This is a genomic window from Variovorax terrae, from assembly GCF_022809125.1.
In the GTDB taxonomy this organism is placed as follows: Bacteria; Pseudomonadota; Gammaproteobacteria; order Burkholderiales; family Burkholderiaceae_C; genus Variovorax_A; species Variovorax_A terrae.
This window is the reverse complement of the sequence record NZ_JALGBI010000002.1, coordinates 661,636-677,776: the sequence shown is the minus strand read 5'-3', so window position 1 is coordinate 677,776 and position 16,141 is coordinate 661,636. Positions and strand designations below refer to the sequence as shown.

At 69.8% G+C, this 16,141-nt stretch carries 14 protein-coding genes; 6 read left to right on the top strand and 8 right to left on the bottom strand.

The genetic code is table 11. The features are described from left to right. Positions 1 to 11 precede the first annotated feature (11 nt). Together MMF98_RS18665 and MMF98_RS18660 are read right to left on the bottom strand one after the other, a co-directional pair. Positions 12 to 836 (bottom strand): NUDIX hydrolase, encoded by an 825-nt coding sequence (locus tag MMF98_RS18665; RefSeq protein WP_243308397.1) that lies wholly within the window; start codon positions 834 to 836, stop codon positions 12 to 14. After that, positions 833 to 1,816 carry a quinone oxidoreductase family protein gene (locus tag MMF98_RS18660; RefSeq protein ID WP_243308395.1) on the bottom strand — a complete coding sequence of 328 codons (984 nt, stop codon included), beginning with the start codon at positions 1,814 to 1,816 and terminating at the stop codon, positions 833 to 835. The genes MMF98_RS18665 and MMF98_RS18660 overlap by 4 nt, the downstream gene beginning before the upstream one ends. A 180-nt stretch (positions 1,817 to 1,996) precedes the next feature. Here MMF98_RS18660 and MMF98_RS18655 point away from each other — a divergent pair, with 180 nt between their 5' ends. Continuing rightward, positions 1,997 to 2,899: a DMT family transporter gene (locus MMF98_RS18655; RefSeq protein WP_243308393.1), complete on the top strand. Its 903-nt coding sequence runs from the start codon at positions 1,997 to 1,999 to the stop codon at positions 2,897 to 2,899. 9 nt (positions 2,900 to 2,908) lie between these two features. On the opposite strand, the gene MMF98_RS18650 is transcribed toward MMF98_RS18655, so the two are convergent. From MMF98_RS18650 to MMF98_RS18640, 3 genes are all read right to left on the bottom strand, one after another. Continuing rightward, on the bottom strand, positions 2,909 to 3,829 hold the full coding sequence (locus MMF98_RS18650; RefSeq protein ID WP_243308699.1) for a Bug family tripartite tricarboxylate transporter substrate binding protein: 921 nt from the start codon (positions 3,827 to 3,829) through the stop codon (positions 2,909 to 2,911). Between the two features lie 99 nt (positions 3,830 to 3,928). After that, positions 3,929 to 4,282 carry an AtuA-related protein gene (locus tag MMF98_RS18645; RefSeq protein ID WP_243308392.1) on the bottom strand — a complete coding sequence of 118 codons (354 nt, stop codon included), beginning with the start codon at positions 4,280 to 4,282 and terminating at the stop codon, positions 3,929 to 3,931. Then, a complete protein-coding gene (locus MMF98_RS18640; protein ID WP_243308391.1) occupies positions 4,279 to 5,646 on the bottom strand; it encodes an acyclic terpene utilization AtuA family protein in 1,368 nt (455 codons plus the stop codon). The genes MMF98_RS18645 and MMF98_RS18640 overlap by 4 nt, the downstream gene beginning before the upstream one ends. A gap of 74 nt (positions 5,647 to 5,720) precedes the next feature. On the opposite strand from MMF98_RS18640, the gene MMF98_RS18635 reads away from it, so the two are divergent. The 3 genes from MMF98_RS18635 (at position 5,721) to MMF98_RS18625 (ending at position 10,942) form a co-directional block, all read left to right on the top strand. Then, positions 5,721 to 6,653 (top strand): LysR family transcriptional regulator, encoded by a 933-nt coding sequence (locus tag MMF98_RS18635; RefSeq protein ID WP_243308390.1) that lies wholly within the window; start codon positions 5,721 to 5,723, stop codon positions 6,651 to 6,653. A 249-nt stretch (positions 6,654 to 6,902) separates the two neighbouring features. Then, positions 6,903 to 8,495, top strand: a complete 1,593-nt coding sequence (locus tag MMF98_RS18630) for a tannase/feruloyl esterase family alpha/beta hydrolase (RefSeq protein WP_243308389.1) — start codon at positions 6,903 to 6,905, stop codon at positions 8,493 to 8,495. A gap of 125 nt (positions 8,496 to 8,620) precedes the next feature. Continuing rightward, the gene (locus MMF98_RS18625; protein ID WP_243308388.1) at positions 8,621 to 10,942 is read left to right on the top strand and encodes a DUF6351 family protein; all 2,322 of its coding nucleotides are present in this window, start codon (positions 8,621 to 8,623) and stop codon (positions 10,940 to 10,942) included. A 90-nt stretch (positions 10,943 to 11,032) separates the two neighbouring features. Here MMF98_RS18625 and MMF98_RS18620 read toward each other — a convergent pair whose 3' ends face one another. After that, entirely contained in the window at positions 11,033 to 11,827 is a 795-nt protein-coding gene (locus tag MMF98_RS18620) for an SDR family oxidoreductase (RefSeq protein ID WP_243308387.1), read from the bottom strand. Between the two features lie 56 nt (positions 11,828 to 11,883). Between MMF98_RS18620 and MMF98_RS18615 the strand changes: the two genes are divergently transcribed. Both MMF98_RS18615 and MMF98_RS18610 read left to right on the top strand, forming a co-directional pair. Then, entirely contained in the window at positions 11,884 to 12,465 is a 582-nt protein-coding gene (locus MMF98_RS18615; protein ID WP_243308386.1) for an SH3 domain-containing protein, read from the top strand. Next, the gene (locus MMF98_RS18610) at positions 12,462 to 13,538 is read left to right on the top strand and encodes a M48 family metalloprotease (protein WP_243308385.1); all 1,077 of its coding nucleotides are present in this window, start codon (positions 12,462 to 12,464) and stop codon (positions 13,536 to 13,538) included. The genes MMF98_RS18615 and MMF98_RS18610 overlap by 4 nt, the downstream gene beginning before the upstream one ends. Here the strand turns inward: MMF98_RS18610 and MMF98_RS18605 are convergent, their stop codons facing one another. After that, a complete protein-coding gene (locus MMF98_RS18605; RefSeq protein ID WP_243308383.1) occupies positions 13,539 to 14,462 on the bottom strand; it encodes a DMT family transporter in 924 nt (307 codons plus the stop codon). Positions 14,463 to 14,482: 20 nt separating this feature from the next. After that, on the bottom strand, positions 14,483 to 16,105 hold the full coding sequence (locus tag MMF98_RS18600; RefSeq protein ID WP_243308380.1) for a gamma-glutamyltransferase family protein: 1,623 nt from the start codon (positions 16,103 to 16,105) through the stop codon (positions 14,483 to 14,485). Between the last annotated feature and the right edge of the window lie 36 nt (positions 16,106 to 16,141).

Here is a 16,141-nt window from a genome sequence, read left to right as displayed (position 1 = left end):
GGCCCGCCCGCTCAGTGTCCGAGGGCGGCGGCCAGGATCAGCCCGGCCTCGGCCGTGAATTCATCGCGTTCCAGCCAGAGCGCCAGCTCGCGCGGCGCCAGCAGGCGGAACTGCGCCACCTCGCCGTCCTGGTTGTCGGGCGCCAGGCCGTCGGGCACGGTGCAGCGGTACCAGTCGATTTCCTCGACGGTGTAGCCGGGGTCCTCGTCCCGGTCGGACGGGCGGCGGATGCCGACCCGGCCGCCCCAGGACAGGGCCTGCAGCGCCTCGAGCGCAAGGCCGGCCTCCTCCCAGGTCTCGCGCGCCAGCGCAGACTCCAGCGTGTCGCCGGCCGACACCATGCCGCCCATCAGCGTGTCCCAGCGGCCCGGGTCGTTGGCCTTGCTCAGGGAGCGCTGCTGCACCCAGATGCGGCCATCGGGCGCCTGGCCCACCAGGTGCACGGCCCGCGTGGCGATGCCCAGCGGGCGCACCACGCCGCGCTCGACCGTGCCCAGCACGCGGCCCTGGGCGTCAGGCACGGCCAACTGCTCGTCGCGCCAGGCCTGGGCCAGGCCTGCCTCGCGCAAGGCCTGCGCCACCTGCGCGAGGCTGGCGGTGACGTCGCCTTGGAGGCACCAGGCCCAGCCCTCAGAGCGCTCCTCTTTTTGTAGCACCCAACGACCGCCCGACCTGGACATCGGGCCGATTTGACTCAAAAAATCCGGTTCCACCGAACCGATGGCGGCCGTGCCGGCCAGCAGCGGCAGGCGTGCGCGCACCGGCGGCCGGCAGGTTTCGGCGCGCAGCGCGGCCAGCCAGCCCGGGTCGAGCGGCACGGGGAGCGGCGCGCTCACAGCGTGAGGATGGTGCAGCCGGTGGTCTTGCGCGCTTCCAGGTCGCGGTGGGCCTGCTGCACGTCCTCGAGCCGGTAGCGCTGGTCGATGTGGATCTTCACCTGGCCGCTGGTCACGGCGGCGAACAGGTCGTCGGCCATGGCCTGCGTGCTCTCGCGCGTGGCGATGTGGGAAAACAGCGTGGCGCGCGTCACGTACAGCGAGCCCTTGGCGCCCAGGATGCCGGGCGCGAACGGCGGCACCGGCCCCGAGGCATTGCCGAAGCTGGCCATCAGGCCGAACGGCTGCAGGCAGTCGAGCGACTTGTCCCAGGTGTCCTTGCCGACCGAGTCGTACACCACCTTCACGCCCTTGCCGCCGGTGATCTCCTTGACGCGCGCCAGGAAGTCCTCGGTGTTGTAGTTGATGACGTGGGCCGCGCCGTTGGCCTGGGCCAGCGCGCACTTGGCGTCCGAGCCGGCGGTGCCGATGAGCTGCAAGCCCAGCGCGCGGGCCCATTGGCTCGCGATCAGGCCGACGCCGCCGGCGGCCGCGTGGAACAGCACGAAGTCGCCCGCCTGCAGGCCGCCCACGGGCAGCGTCTTCTTGAGCAGGTACTGCGCCGTGAGGCCCTTGAGCATCATGGCCGCGCCGGTCTCGAAGCTGATGGCGTCGGGCAGCCTGCACACATTTTTGGCCGGCATCACGCGCGCCTCGCTGTAGCTGCCGGGCGGGTTGGCCGCATAGGCGGCGCGGTCGCCGGCCTTCAGGTGTGTGACGCCCTCGCCCACGGCCTCGACCACGCCCGCGGCCTCCATGCCAAGCTGCAGCGGCATGGGAAACGGGTACAGGCCGCTGCGCTGGTAGACGTCGATGAAGTTCAGGCCCACCGCGTGGTGCCGGATGCGGATCTCGCCGGGGCCGGGCTCGCCGACCGCGACGTCGACGATTCTGAGTTGCTCGGGGCCTCCGGGCTGGTCGATGCGGACGGCTCGTGTCATGTCAATCTCCTTGGAACGGGAAGGTCGGAAAGGGGGCTTGCGCGGCAGTGCGGGAAGGCCGCCATCGTGCCACCAATCGGCGCCGGCTGCAGCGCCCGGCCGCGCGAAAACCCGTGCGCGGCACGGCCATGGAGCCCCTGCGGCGCAGCGCGCGGCCCCAACCCGCTAGAGTGTCGCCCCATGCAGTCCCCACGCCTCACGCCCGCCACCGCCCTCCTGCTCACCCTGCCGCCTCTGCTGTGGGCCGGCAATTCCGTGGCCGGGCGCGCCCTGGCCGGCCAGGTGTCGCCGATGATGCTGAACTTCCTGCGCTGGCTGCTGGCCCTGGCGCTGCTGCTGCCGCTGGCGCCCTGGGTGCTGAAGCCCGCCAGCGGCCTGTGGCGCCACTGGCGGCGCTACACCCTGCTGGGCCTGCTGGGAGTGGGCTGCTACAACGCGCTGCAGTACCTCGCGCTCAAGACCTCCACGCCGCTCAACGTGACGCTGGTGGCCGCCAGCACGCCGGTCTGGATGCTGGCCGTGGGCCGCCTGTTCTATGGCCAGCGCATCGTCGGTCGGCAGTGGCTGGGCACGGCGCTGTCGCTGCTGGGCGTGCTGGTCGTGCTCACGCGCGGCGAGTGGTCGGCCCTGGCGACGCTGCGGCTGGTGCCCGGCGATCTCTACGTGCTGCTGGCTGCGCTGGCCTGGGCGGTCTACAGCTGGCAGCTCGCGCAGCCCGACGACCCGCCGGCCATCCGCGGCAGCTGGGCCGCCTTCCTGGTGGCGCAGATGGTGTTCGGGCTGGGCTGGTCGGGCGCCTTCGCAGCCGGCGAATGGGCGCTGGGCCAGACCCACATCGAGCTTGGCTGGGGCGTGGCGGCCGTGCTCGCCTACATCGCGATCGGCCCCGCCATCCTGGCCTACCGCTGCTGGGGCCTGGGCGTGCAGCAGGCCGGCCCCGCCGTGGCCGGCTTCTTCAACAACCTCACCCCGCTGTTCGCCGCCCTGCTCTCGGCCACCCTGCTGGGCGAGGTGCCGCACCTGTACCACGGCGTGGCCTTCGTGCTGATCGTGGGCGGCATCGTGGTGTCGTCGCGGCGGTAGCGCGCCGGGTCATTCGGCGTCGATGCCCGCGCCCTTGATGATGTGGGCCCACTTCTGGGACTCGCTGGCCTGGAACTTGCCCAGTTCCTCTGGCGTGGTGGTGAAAACCTCGGTGCCGGTGGGCTCGTAGAACGAGGTCCTGGCCGCTTCGCCGCGCGCCGCCCTGACCAGCAGCTCGTTGAGCCGCTTGACCACCGGCGCCGGCGTGCCGGCCGGCGCATAGGCGGCGAACCAGTAGCCCATCTCGTAGCCCTTGACGCCGGCCTCGTCGATGGTCGGCACGTCGGGCGCAAGCGGCGAGCGCTTGCTGCTGGACATGCCGAGCGCGCGCAGCTTGCCCGCCTTGACCTGGGGCAGCCCGGTGGCCGTGTCGGTGATCATCATGTTGATCTGGTTGCCCAGCAGGTCGGTCACCGCCAGCGGGTTGCTCTTGTAGGGCACGTGCAGCAGCTTGATGCCGGCCATCTGCTGCAGCAGCTCGCCCGCCATCCGGCTCGACGAGCTGCCGCTGCCGAAGCTGTACTTGCCGGGCTCCTTCTTCGCCAGCGCGATGAATTCGCCCACGGTCTTCGCGGGCAGCACCGGGTTGACCACCATGATCTGGCCGCCCTTGCCCAGGGCCGTCAGCGGCGCGAAGTCCTTCACCGGGTCGTAGGGAATCTTCTTGTACAGGTGCTCGTTGGCCGCATGCGTGGTGTTGGTGGTGATCAGCACCGTGTAGCCATCCGGCGCCGCCTTGGCGACTTGCGACGAGGCGATGAAGCCGCTGGCCCCGGCCTTGTTGTCGATCACGACCGATTGCTTCGTTTCCACCGACACGCTCTGGCCGATGGCGCGCGCGATCTGGTCTGTCGCGCTGCCGGCGGCAAACGGCACGACAAACGTGATGGGCTTGTCGGGAAAAGACTGCGCCATCGCCGCATGCGGCATGGCGGATGCGGCGGCGAGCGACGCGGCGAGCAGGGTTCTTCGATTGAATGTCATGGTTGTCTCCTGATGGTGGGTGAATCGGACAGGCGGTGGATGCCGTCAGTCCTTGAGCCGGGGCATCAAGGACCGGGGCACCCGGACGGGAAAGTCGAGCAGCATGTAGGACAGCGCCTTGCCGTGCGCATCCAGGTTCAGCGAGCCGTTCACGCCGCCGTCCAGGACATCGTCCAGCACGAAATTCATCGCATGCAGCCGGGGCAGCTCGTAGCGCTTCACGACCGACGGGCGGCGGTAGGCAAAGCACGCCCCGACGGCTGCCTCGGTCAGTTGCGCCACGAGCAAGGGATAGAGCTCGGCATGCCAGGCGATCACGCTGATGTTGGAGCGGTCGCCCTTGTCGCCGGTGCGGCCATGGGCCAGGCGGTACAGCGGCACCGTGATGTCGTCGTTCATGCGCCGTCCTCCAGCATCTCGAAACCCGAAGGCAGCTCGGCGCGCGCGATGTACCCCGACAGCAGCTTGAGCCGGGGCGTGACCCGGGTTCTCACGCCGCCCCCGCCGGCCGGGCCGCAGGTGTAGAGCGCCGTGACCTCGCGCACCAGCCGCTCGGCCTGTGCCTTGTCGGCCTGCGCCGTGGCCACCCGCAGGCGGACGTCGAGCGCATCGCCTGGCGGGGTGCCGGCCAGCAGCCGGCCCGCGTCGTCCGCGAACACGCTCAGCGCCCCGATCAGGTCGCACCGCAACTCAAGGCCCTGCAGCCGCCGGCGCAGCACATCCGCGGCCAGCCGGGCGCGCGCCTCGGCGCGCGGGCCCGCGTAGGAAATCTCGCCCTCGGCCAGCCAGCCGCCTTCGTAGCAGACGTTCACCTTCAGCGTCGGCGGGCGCGGATGGCCGCGCACGCCGGTCATGCGGACGCGGTCGGGGCCATCCTCCTGCAGCGTGACGCCGGTGATGTCGGCGCCGACGTCCGGCGTCAGATAGCCCGCCGGATCGTGCACTTCGTACAGCAGCTGCTCCTTGACCGAGGCCAGGGTCACGGCGCCGCCGGTATCGAACGCCTTGCCGATGACGCAGTGCCCGTCCTCGAACAACTCGGCGATGGGGTAGCCGATGGCGTGCAGATCAGGCACGTCCTTGTAGCCCGGGTCGGCGAAGTAGCCGCCGCACACCTGGGCCCCGCACTCGAGCAGGTGGCCCACCATGGTGGCCTGGGCCAGGCGGTCCCAGTCGTCGTTGCGCCAGCCGAAGTGCGACATGGCCGGGCCGACGGCCAGCGAGGGATCGGCAACGCGGCCGGCCACCACGATCTGGGCGCCGGCGTCCAGGGCGGCGGCAATCGCCTCGGCCCCCTGGTAGGCATTCGCGCTCACGACCTCGACGCCATCGAGCGCCGCGCCCAGGCGCTCGCGCAGCCAGCCCCGCCGCGCCGGCTCCGACAGATCGTCGCCGCGGACGATGGCGATCCGCGGCGCCGGCATGCCCAGGGATCGGGCGAGTTGGCGGATCCGGCGCGCCGCGGCAGCCGGGTTGGCGGCTCCGAAATTGCTCACGATGCGGATGCCATGGGCCATGCAGCGCTCAAGCACCGGGCGCAACAGGTCTTCCAGCAAGGGTTCGTAGCCGCTTTGCGGGTCTTCGCGCCGGCGCAGTTGCGCCAGGGCGAGCGTGCGCTCCGCCAGCGTTTCAAAGATGAGGAAGGCGGGACCGCCCATCGCGATCAGGGTGTCGACGACCGGGCCTGCGGCATCGGTCCGGTCGCCCGAGAATCCGGCCGCGCAGCCAATCAGCAAGCGGGAAGTGTCTGTGTGGTTTGCCATGCGAGCCTCGCACTGTATAGTTGCCCTCACTATCTGTGAAATAGAAAACTTCGATCAATTCATCTGCTTTTCAAATGAATCTATCCAGCAAGCAGCTACGTGCCTTCGTGGCGCTGAATGAGGAAAGAAATTTCACGAAGGCGGCGGAGCAGTGCCACCTGTCGCAGCCGGCCTTCAGCGCCCTGATCCGCGCGCTGGAAGACGGCGTCGGCACGCGCCTGTTCGACCGCGACACCCGCAAGGTGCAGCTCACCACCGAGGGCCAGCTGTTCGCGGAATCCGCCCGCCGCCTGCTGGACGACATGGACCACATCCTCGACGACCTGACCGAGCATGTCGAGCGGCGCAAGGGCCGCGTCTCCCTCGCGGCCCTGCCCTCGCTGGCCGCCGGCTGGCTGCCGGGCGTGTTTGCCGAATTCAGGCGCCTGTACCCCGGCATCGAGATCTCGTTGACCGACACGCTGTCCGACCAGTGCCTCGACCTAGTGCGCCTGGGCAAGGTCGATTTCGCGCTGGCGGCCGGGGGCACCAACACCGCGGAACTGGCCACGAGGATGCTCTGCTCGGACGAGTTCCACCTGGTCTGCCGCAAAGACAACGCGCTGGCCCGGCAGAAGACCCTGCGCCCCAAGGACTTGCTGAACCACCCCTTCGTGCACCTCGCGCGCTCCAGCAGCGTGCGCCAGCACCTCGATGCCCTGCTGCACCCGCTGCAGATGAACACGGTGCTCGAAGTCGAGCACCTGGCGACGGTCATGGGCATGGTGCAGAACGGCGTGGGCATCAGCGTCGTGCCGGCCCTGACGTTGTTCCACTTCCAGCACCCCAACCTCATGACGCGCCCGCTGGACGTGCCGGGCCTGACCCGCAAGATCTACCTCGTCAGCCGCGCCGACCGGAGCCTGTCGGTCGCCGCCCAGGCCCTGTACGACCTGGCCATCGAGAGGCGCCCCGACGGCAAGGCGTCCTCGCCCGGCCGGGCCTCCCGCAAGAAAATCGCGACCTAGGGTATCTCCCCATAGGATGCGCGCTTGCATCCAAGCTTTGGATCAATCGATCCAAAAAATCCATTTCTCTTGCGCATCACGCCTTCCTAAACTCCGCTCGCGCCAAGCCATCGGCCCTGCCAGGGCCATGCGCTTGTGAGAGCCGGAAACCATTCAACAGGAGACATGATGAATCTACAGACGCGTTGGGAAGATCGGTATCGAGGATGGCGAAGAACCTTGGGGTTGGCCGCCGTGGCGGCTGCCAGCATGCTGGCCGCTTGCGGCGGCGGCGGGGACGGCCTGGGCAGCCGCCGAACCCCTCCCCCTCCCGCCACGGGGCCCGAGGCCATCGTGGCGACACCAAAGGCCTGCGACGCGAGCAGCCTGGCCAGCCTCCAGCTGAGCAACGCGAAGATCACCTCGGTCACGTCCATCCCCGCAGGCACCTACACGCCGACGGGCAGCTTCAGCGGCCTGGCCAACCTGCCCGCCTTCTGCCTCGTGAAGGCGCAGGCCACGCCCACCAGCGACTCGCTCATCAACTTCGAGGTCTGGGTCCCGCAGGGCAGCGCCTGGAACGGCAAGCTGGTGGCCACCGGCAACGGCGGCTACAGCAACGCCCTCAGCTACGGCGACATGGCCTACGCGATGCGCCAGGGCTACGCCACGCTGGGCGGCGACACCGGCCACCAGACCAGCATCGACTTCTTCTGGGGCATCAGCCATCCGGAAAAGATCATCGACTGGGGCACGCGCTCCATCAACGCCATCACCGCGCCGGGCAAGAAGATCATCGCGGAACTGCAGGCCAAGGAGGCCTCGCGCGCCTACTACTACGGATGCTCCACCGGCGGCCACCAGGCCTATGCCGAAGTGCAGAAGTACCCGCAGGACTTCGACGGCGTGATCGCCGGCGCACCGGGCAACAACCGCGTGGCGCTGAATGCCGAGTTCCTCTGGCGCTACCAGTCCAACCGTCCCACCGGCTCGACTACGCTGGTGCTCACCACGGCCAAGGCGCAGCTCTTGACCAGCTCTGCCATCGCGGCCTGCGACTCGCTCGATGGCGTGACCGACGGCGTGATCGACGACCCGCGCGCCTGCACCAGCGCCGTGTTCAACATCGACGCGCTGCAGTGCCCGGGCGCCGACGCGCCCAATTGCCTCACGGCGCCCCAGGTGGCGGCCGCCAAGAAGATTTACCAGGGGCCGAAGAACCCCGCCACCAATGCGCTGATCTACCCGGGCCCCGTGGTCGGCACTGAATCCGGCTGGTCCAGCTACTGGGGCACCACGGAACCCACGCGAGCCGATTTCTGGCGCCTGTGGGTCTATGAAAACCCGGCCTGGGACCATTGGACCTTCGACTACAACCGCGACATGGCGTTCTCGGCCGCCAAGGTCGGCGGCATGATGGACCAGACCAACCCCGACATCGCGGCCTTCAAGGCGCGCGGCGGCAAGCTCATCACCTACCAGGGCTGGGCCGATCCCGTGGTCAGCATCCTGGACACGGTGGCCTACTACGACAAGGTCAAGACGCTGCAGGGCTCGCAGGCCGAGACCGACAAGTTCTTCCGCATGTTCCTGGCGCCCGGCATGGGGCACTGCAGCGGCGGCTCGGGCCCCAACGTCTTCGGCAACGGCGGGCAGGCGGCCCCGACGCCCACCGCGCAGAACGACCTGCTGATGGCGCTCGACCGCTGGGTGGACAAGGGCGTGGCCCCCGACAGCGTGATCGCCTCCCGCGTCAGCAGCGGCACGGTAACGCGGACACGGCCGCTGTGCGCCTACCCCAAGAAGGCCGTCTACAAAGGCTCGGGCAGCACGGACGACGCAGCGAACTTTTCCTGCACTTAAGTAGCCCCCGGCAGGAGCGCCTCGGGTGCCCCTGCCACCCCTCTTCACGATCCGGCCGATGGCTGCGCCTGGTGCGCCAGGCGCGCCCCTGGCCGGCATCGAATGAATAACAGGAGACAACAATGATGAACTTGCTGAATTTGCAAATGCATGGCACGCCCGCGCGCCGACGGCTGGCATGCGGGCTCACGGTGGCCGCGGTGGCTGCCGCCCTGCTCGCCGCCTGCGGCGGGAGCGACGGCCTGAGCCCGGGGCCCGCCGGCCCACCCGGCGGCGGCACCACGGTGACCCCCGGCCCCATCCCCGAGCTCCGGGTGCTGTCCGGCCGCGCCGATCTCGTGTCCGGCGGTGACGCGCTGGTGCAACTGCTCGCGCCGGCCGGCGTCGCCGTGGCCAGCCTGCAGGTGGACCTGGACGGCAAGGACGTGACGGCCGCCTTCGCGCTGCGCGCCGACGGCCGCTACTACGGCCTGATCTCGGGCCTGAAGGTCGGCAAGAACCAGTTGCGTGCCAGGGTGCCGGGCAAGGACGGCGCGAAGATCGAGCTCACCAACTACCCGATCGGCGGCCCGCTCATCTCGGGCCCGCAGGTCAAGCCCTGGACATGCACGACCAAGGTCGCCAGCCCGACCCTGACCAACCCCGACCTTGGCGACCCGGTCGACGACCAGTGCAACATCGCGGCGCCTGTCTACCGCTACCAGTACCGCACGCTGGGCGGCTCGTTCGCCACCTATGACCCGAACTCGCCGCCGGCCGCGGCGGCCATCGCCAGCATCACCACCGATGCCGGCGTCACCCTGCCCTACATCGTGCGGATCGAGCGCGGCGTCATCAACCGCGGCAAGTACGACATCGCCTATCTCGCCAGCCCCTCGGACCCGACCAAGGGCTGGAGGCCCTGGGAGGCCTCGCCCTCATGGAACCACAAGCTGTTCTGGAAATTCGGCTCGGGCTGCGAGTACGGCCGCACCCAGGTCAGCCCCGGCAGCGTCATGGACGACAGCGCCCTGCGGCGCGGCTTCATGGTGGCCTCGTCGGAGATGACGAACTACGGCAGCCACTGCAATGACGTGACCTCGGCCGAGACCGTGATCATGATGAAGGAGTACATCGCCAAGCGCTACGGCGAGATCCGCTTCACGATGTCGGACGGCGGCTCCGGCGGCGCGCACCAGCAGAACCTGCACAGCGCCAACTACCCCGGGCTGATCCAGGGCATGCTGCCGACCCAGACCTTCCAGGACACCTGGACGCCGGGCCGCGAATTCGCCGACTGCGGGCTGCTCAAGCGCTTCTACACGACGCAGGACGGAACCAGCACCACGGCCTTCGGCGTGGCCGAGAAGACGGCGGTGAACGGCCACCGGTGGAACCAGGTCTGCGAAGGGCCGGCCAGCATCAACATGGCGAGCCGCCAGCCCTACTACATGGACCCCACGATCGGCGACCAGGGCTGCGGCGGCCAGACCAGCACCTGGTCGCTGACCAACCTGGCCGGCATCCGATGCACGCTGCAGGACTTCAACATCGCGATCTTCGGCCCGCGCGACGCCACCGGCTACGCCAGGTCCCCGCAGGACAACACGGGCATCCAGTACGGGCTCAACGCGCTGAACGGCGGCCGGATCACGCCCGAGAAGTTCGTCACGCTGAACGAGCAGATCGGCGGCTACGACATCAACGGCCAGTGGCAGGCCGCGCGCATGAAGGCCGACCCGGGCGCCGTGGACATCACGCACCGCTCCGGGCGCGTGGCCCATGCGCGCTACCTCGGCGAGGTGGCCATCATCGACCGGCGCGACTTCAACATCACCGAAGAGCACTACGACTTCCGCGCCTGGGTGATCCGCAACCGCCTGCTCAAGGAGTTCGGCGACTACGGCAACCAGATCATCTGGCGCTACAAGACCGCGCCGGCCAACCTGGCCGACCGGGCCTTTGAAACCATGAACCAGTGGCTGACCAACGTGGAAGCCGACAAGACCGGCAAGACGCTGCGCCAGAAGGTCCTGGGCAACAAGCCGACCGCCGCGGTGGATTCATGCTGGCGCTCGGACCTCGGCGTCTGGAGCACCGACACCTCGTACTGCAACCTCGGCCCCTCGCCCAGCATGGCGGCCAGCACCACGGGAACCGGCTCGGCCACGGTCGCTTCGCCCACGCTCGACGAATGGCCGGTGTACCGCGACACGCGCACGGCCGCCGGCGAACCGCTGACGAGCGACATCATGCAGTGCCAGCTCAAGCCGCTGGTGCGTTCGGATTACTTCGTGGCGTTCACCGACGCCCAGTGGAACCGCCTGGCGGCCGTGTTCCCGGGCGGCGTGTGCGACTACGGCAAGCCGGGCGTCTCCCAGGTTGCGCCCGAACCCTGGCAGACCTTCAAGGACGGCCCCGGCGGCAAGCCGCTGGGCCCGGTGCCCACGTCCTCGCGCGCCAGCTAGCGCACACGGGAATCAGACAAGAGGCAGCCTGGGCGCTGCCTCATTTTTTCCGTGAGGCCGGCCGGCTCTCGGCAGGAGGTTCTGCCCGGCTCAGTAAGTTCCCGGGTAGGCCCCGCCATCAGGCAGGATGTTCTGGCCCGTGACGTAGGCGGCGTGCACGCTGCACAGGAAGGCGCAGATCGCGCCGAACTCCTCGGGCGTGCCGTAGCGCCCGGCCGGAATCTGGGCCTGCTGCGCGCGACGAATGTCTTCCAGGGGCTTGCCGCTCTTCTGTGCGGCGGCCTTCAAGGTGCCCACCAGGCGGTCGGTGTCGAACTTGCCCGGCAGCAGATTGTTGATGGTCACGCCGCGGCCCGCGATGCTGCTGCGCGCCACGCCGGCCACGAAGCCCGTGAGGCCGCTACGCGCGCCGTTGCTCAGGCCCAGGATGTCGATCGGCGCCTTGACCGCGCTCGACGTGATGTTCACGATGCGCCCGAAGCCGCGCGCGGCCATGCCGTCCACCGTGGCCTTGATCAGCTCGATCGGCGTCAGCATGTTGGCGTCCACCGCCTTGATCCAGGCCTCGCGGTCCCAGTCACGGAAATCGCCGGGCGGCGGGCCGCCGGCGTTGGTGACCACGATGTCGAAGTCCCGGCGCTGCGCGAAGACGGCGGCCCGGCCTTCGGCGGTGGTCACGTCTGCAGCCACGAATTGCACGGAGGTCGGCGCGGGGCGGCCATTGTCTGCTATCAATTTAGCAGCGGCCGCCTCGAGCGCCTCGGCCCCGCGCGCCACGATCAGCACATTCACGCCCTCGCGCACCAGCGCCTGCGCGCAGCCGAAGCCCAATCCCTTGCTGGCGCCGCACACCAGCGCCCATTTGCCTGCAATGCCCAAATCCATAGAATCCCCGTTCTGAGTCGCTGATCACGCAGAAGATGATACGTGGAGGAACCGACATGATGAAATGGCTGGGTTATTGCCTGCTCGCGGCCGGCCTGGGCGCGGCGCAGGCACAGGGCGAGGCCATCGTGGTCAAGCGGCCGGCCGAGCTGCGGGAGGCTCCCGGCGACGCCTCGCGCAGCCTCGCCACGCTGGCGGCGCAGACGCCAGTGACGCGGCAGGGCGAGCGCCAGGGGGCCTGGGTCCAGGTGAAGACGGCGCAGGGCGCCACCGGCTGGGTCCACATGTTCGACCTCGGCGCCGCCGGCGGCGCGGCCCCGGGCGGCAATGCCGCCACCGGCGCGCTGCGCAGCATCACCAACTTCTTCAACAAGGGCAGCGCGCAGGCGCCCCTGGCTTCGCCCGCCACCTCCACCGTGGGCATCCGCGGCCTCGGGGCCGAGGACCTGGCCCAGGCCCAGCCCAACCTCGCCGCCGTCGGCCAGGCCGAGGCGCTGCGGCTCGACGCCGGCCAGGCCCGCCAGTTCGCCAGCCTGGCCGCCCTGTCGGCGCAGGCCGTGGAGCCGCTGCCCATCCCGGCCGCGCCGCGAGCCGCCACGCAGCGCGGCGGCGCGCCCGGCAACCCGGAGATGCCATGAGCCTGCTGCACGCCATCACCGCTCCCCCGGCCGGCCGGGCCACGCTGCGCCTGCTGGCGCTGGCCGCGCTGCTGGCCGGCAGCGCCCCGGCACCGGCGCAGAACCAGGACGCGGCCAAGGCCCTCAACCTGTTCCAGTCCTTGATCCGGCCCGGCCAGCCGGCCGCGCCCGCGGCCCCTCAGCCCGCCAATGCGGCCGGCGCCCTGACCCAGATGCTGGGCGGCGGCGCGGCCCCGGCCGCCGCCGGGCAGGCCGCCAACGCCGGCGAGCTGATCAAGCTGCTGTCGCAGTCGCTCGACCAGATCGACGAGCCGCGCGAGATCGAGATCGGGCGCCAGCTCTCGGCCGTGCTGCTGGGCAGCAAGCCGCTGTCGCCGGACCTGCCGCTGCAGCGCTACGTCAACCAGCTCGGACGCTGGATCAGCCTGCAGTCTCCGCGCCCCGACCTGCCCTGGACCTTCGCGGTGCTGGACGACCCGGGCTTCAATGCCTTCGCCGCGCCGGGCGGCTACGTGTTCGTGACCCGCGGCCTGGTTGACCGCACGGCCGACGAGGCCGAGCTCGCGGGCATCCTGGCGCACGAAATCACCCATGTGACGGGCCGGCACCACCTCAAGGCCATGAACAAGACCGCGCGCGCCGGGCTGCTCACGCAGGTGATCGGCTCGCAGGTGGGCGGCGGGGTCGGCGGTGCGCTGTCGTCGCAATTGCTCGCGATGGGCCGCGACCTGTACGCGCGCGGCCTCGACCAGGACGACGAGTTCGAGGCCGACCGCACCGCCGTGGCGCTGGCCGCGCGCGCCGGGTTCGATCCCTACGGCCTGGTGTCGGTGCTGCAGCAGCTGCGCAGCGCCACGCCCGACAACCCGCTGTTCGCGCTCTCGCTCAGCACGCATCCGCCCACGCAGTTGCGGCTCGACCAGATCGAACTCGCGATGGGCCACCGGCTCGATGCGCTGTCGGGCAAACCGGCCGTCACCGTGGCCCAGCGCATGGAGGTGCTGGCGGCGGCCAGCCGCCCCGCCGCACCGGCGGCGGCGCCCGCACGCAGCCAGCCCGCGAAGAAGAAGTGATCAGCGCCGCCCGGTGCGGCTGAACACGAAGATACCGGCAATCACCAGCACGGTGCCGGCCGCCACCCAGACGGTGAACGGCTCGTCCAGGATCAGCACACCCATCAGGATGGTGGACATCGGGCCGATCATGCCGGTCTGCGCGGCCAGGCTGGCGCCGATGCGCTCGATCGCCATCATCACCATCAGCACCGGCACGGCGGTGCACAGTGTGGCGTTGAGCACCGACAGCCAGATCACCTGCGGCGCCACCTCGAAGGCCGCGCTCATGGGCCGCAGCACCAGGAACTGCGCGATGCAGCACAGGCACGCCACCGTGGTGGCCAGGCCCACCAGGCGCAGCGAGCCCAAGCGCTGCACCAGCTCGCCGCTGTAGACCAGGTAGACGGCATAGCTCACCGCGCTGGCAAACACCAGCAGCGTGCCCAGCGCCGCATGGCTGCCCTGCAGCCTGGCTTCGTGGCCGAACACCAGCAGCACGCCCGCGTAGCTGATGCCCATGGCCGTCACCTGGCCCAGCCGGATCTTCTTGCCGTAGACCAGCCAGCCCAGCAGCAGCACGATCGTGGGGTTGAGGTAGAGGATCAGCCGCTCCAGGCTGGCGCTGACGTAGGCCAGGCCGGCGAAATCGAGGAAGCTCGCGAGGTAGTAGCCGGTCACGCCCAGGCCCACGACGCCCAGCCAGTCCCGGCGGGTCAGCGCGGGCTGGCCGCGGCTGGCCCACCAGGCCATCACGGCGAAGATCGGCAGCGCGAACAGCATGCGGTACATGATGAGGGTGACCGCATCGACGCCATAGCGGTAGGCGAGCTTGACGATGATCGCCTTGCCGCTGAAGGCAATCGCCCCCACGGAGGCGAGCAGCAGGCCGGGCGCTATGCTTTTTGTAGCTACCGATGACCGCGCGACGCGGACATCCGGCATATTTTCCTTTGAAACCTCACTCAAAAGCCCACCGCCTGCCCGTCGCGCCGCGCATCGCTGGCCGCCACGTAGCCCTCGACCTTCGGGTCGCCCGCGCGCCAGATGAACTGGCCGGCGCCGAAGTCCTGGTAGGAGTCGTTGATGACCTCCACCTGGTGGCCGCGCTGCACCAGGCCTTGCACCGTGGCCGGGTCCATCTGCTGCTCCACGTTGATCTCCAGCCCCGCGTTGTAGCGCCAGCGCGGCGCATCGCAGGCGGTCTGCGGGTTCTGCCCGTAGTCGAGCATGCGCACCAGGGTCTGCATGTGGCCCTGCGGCTGCATGTTGGCGCCCATCACGCCGTAGCTCATCACGGGCTGGCCGTCCTTCGTGAGGAAGGCCGGGATGATGGTGTGGAACGGCCGCTTGCCCGGCGCCACCAGGTTGGCCGGGTTGAGGCCGCCGGCGTCCAGGCTGAACGCGTGGCCGCGGTTCTGCAGGCTGATGCCGAAGCCGGGCTCCACGCAGCCCGAGCCGAAGCCCATGTAGTTGCTCTGGATGAAGCTCACCATCATGCCGTTCTCGTCGGCCGCCGTGAGGTAGATGGTGCCGCCCTTGACCGGGTTGCCGGCGCCGAAATCCTGTGCCTTCTTCATGTCGATCAGTCTGGCACGGGAAGCGAGGTAGGCGCCATCGAGCATTTGCTCGGCCGTCACCTCCATCGACGATGGCTCGGCCACGTAGCGGTAGACGTCGGCGAAGGCGAGCTTCATGGCCTCGATCTGCAGGTGCTGGGAATCGACCCCGTCCACGGGCAGCCCGGCCACGTCGAACTGGTCGAGGATGCCCAGGGCGATCAGCGCGGCGATGCCCTGGCCGTTGGGCGGAATCTCGTGCAGCGTGTAGCCGCGGTAGTCCTTGCCGATCGGGCGGACCCACTCGGGCTGGTAGGCCGCGAAATCCTTCGCCAGCAGGCTGCCGCCATGGGCGGCCGAGAACTTCTCGATGGCCTGCGCGATCTCGCCGCCGTAGAACGCCGCGCCGCGCGTCTCGGCGATGGCCCGCAGCCCGCGCGCGGCCGCCTTGAACTGAAACAGCTCGCCCACCTGCGGCGCCCGGCCCCAGGGCAGGAAGGACTGCGCAAACCCCGGCAGGCCCTGCAGTTCGGGCGTGGCCGCCGCCCATTTCTGCTGCACCACCGGCGGCAGCAGGTAGCCGCGCTCGGCGATCTCGATGGCCGGCTCCAGCAGGTCGGCGAACGGCAGCTTGCCGAAGCGCTCGCTCAGGGCCACCCAGCTGCCGACCGCGCCGGGCACGGTCACGGCGTCGAAGCCGCGCTTCGGCGGCGTCCGGGCGTCGGTGCCGTACTTGCGCTTGAAATAATCCGGCGTCCAGGCCGCGGGGGCGCGGCCCGAAGCATTGAGGCCATGCAGCTCCTTGCCGTCCCACAGGATGCAGAACGCGTCGCTGCCCAGCCCGTTGCTGACCGGCTCGGTGAGCGTGATCGCGGCGGCGGCGGCCACGGCCGCGTCCACGGCGTTGCCGCCCTTGAGCAGCATGCGCAGGCCCGCCTGGGCCGCCAGCGGGTGCGACGTGGAGACCACGTTGCGGGCGAAAACAGGGAGGCGGGTGGTGGTGTAGGGGTTGGCGTAGTCGAACTTCATGCGGCCATTATCGGTTTTATGATGCGGTCTCGCAGG

What these genes read in the sequence shown, in the direction of transcription:
- MMF98_RS18660 (WP_243308395.1), bottom strand. Translation starts at nt 1,816, where the DNA reads ATGACACGAGCCGTCCGCATCGACCAGCCCGGAGGCCCCGAGCAACTC.
- MMF98_RS18655 (WP_243308393.1), top strand. Translation starts at nt 1,997, where the DNA reads ATGCAGTCCCCACGCCTCACGCCCGCCACCGCCCTCCTGCTCACCCTG.
- MMF98_RS18650 (WP_243308699.1), bottom strand. Translation starts at nt 3,829, where the DNA reads ATGCCGCATGCGGCGATGGCGCAGTCTTTTCCCGACAAGCCCATCACG.
- MMF98_RS18645 (WP_243308392.1), bottom strand. Translation starts at nt 4,282, where the DNA reads ATGAACGACGACATCACGGTGCCGCTGTACCGCCTGGCCCATGGCCGC.
- MMF98_RS18640 (WP_243308391.1), bottom strand. Translation starts at nt 5,646, where the DNA reads ATGGCAAACCACACAGACACTTCCCGCTTGCTGATTGGCTGCGCGGCC.
- MMF98_RS18635 (WP_243308390.1), top strand. Translation starts at nt 5,721, where the DNA reads ATGAATCTATCCAGCAAGCAGCTACGTGCCTTCGTGGCGCTGAATGAG.
- MMF98_RS18630 (WP_243308389.1), top strand. Translation starts at nt 6,903, where the DNA reads ATGCTGGCCGCTTGCGGCGGCGGCGGGGACGGCCTGGGCAGCCGCCGA.
- MMF98_RS18625 (WP_243308388.1), top strand. Translation starts at nt 8,621, where the DNA reads ATGAACTTGCTGAATTTGCAAATGCATGGCACGCCCGCGCGCCGACGG.
- MMF98_RS18620 (WP_243308387.1), bottom strand. Translation starts at nt 11,827, where the DNA reads ATGGATTTGGGCATTGCAGGCAAATGGGCGCTGGTGTGCGGCGCCAGC.
- MMF98_RS18615 (WP_243308386.1), top strand. Translation starts at nt 11,884, where the DNA reads ATGATGAAATGGCTGGGTTATTGCCTGCTCGCGGCCGGCCTGGGCGCG.
- MMF98_RS18610 (WP_243308385.1), top strand. Translation starts at nt 12,462, where the DNA reads ATGAGCCTGCTGCACGCCATCACCGCTCCCCCGGCCGGCCGGGCCACG.
- MMF98_RS18605 (WP_243308383.1), bottom strand. Translation starts at nt 14,462, where the DNA reads ATGCCGGATGTCCGCGTCGCGCGGTCATCGGTAGCTACAAAAAGCATA.
- MMF98_RS18600 (WP_243308380.1), bottom strand. Translation starts at nt 16,105, where the DNA reads ATGAAGTTCGACTACGCCAACCCCTACACCACCACCCGCCTCCCTGTT.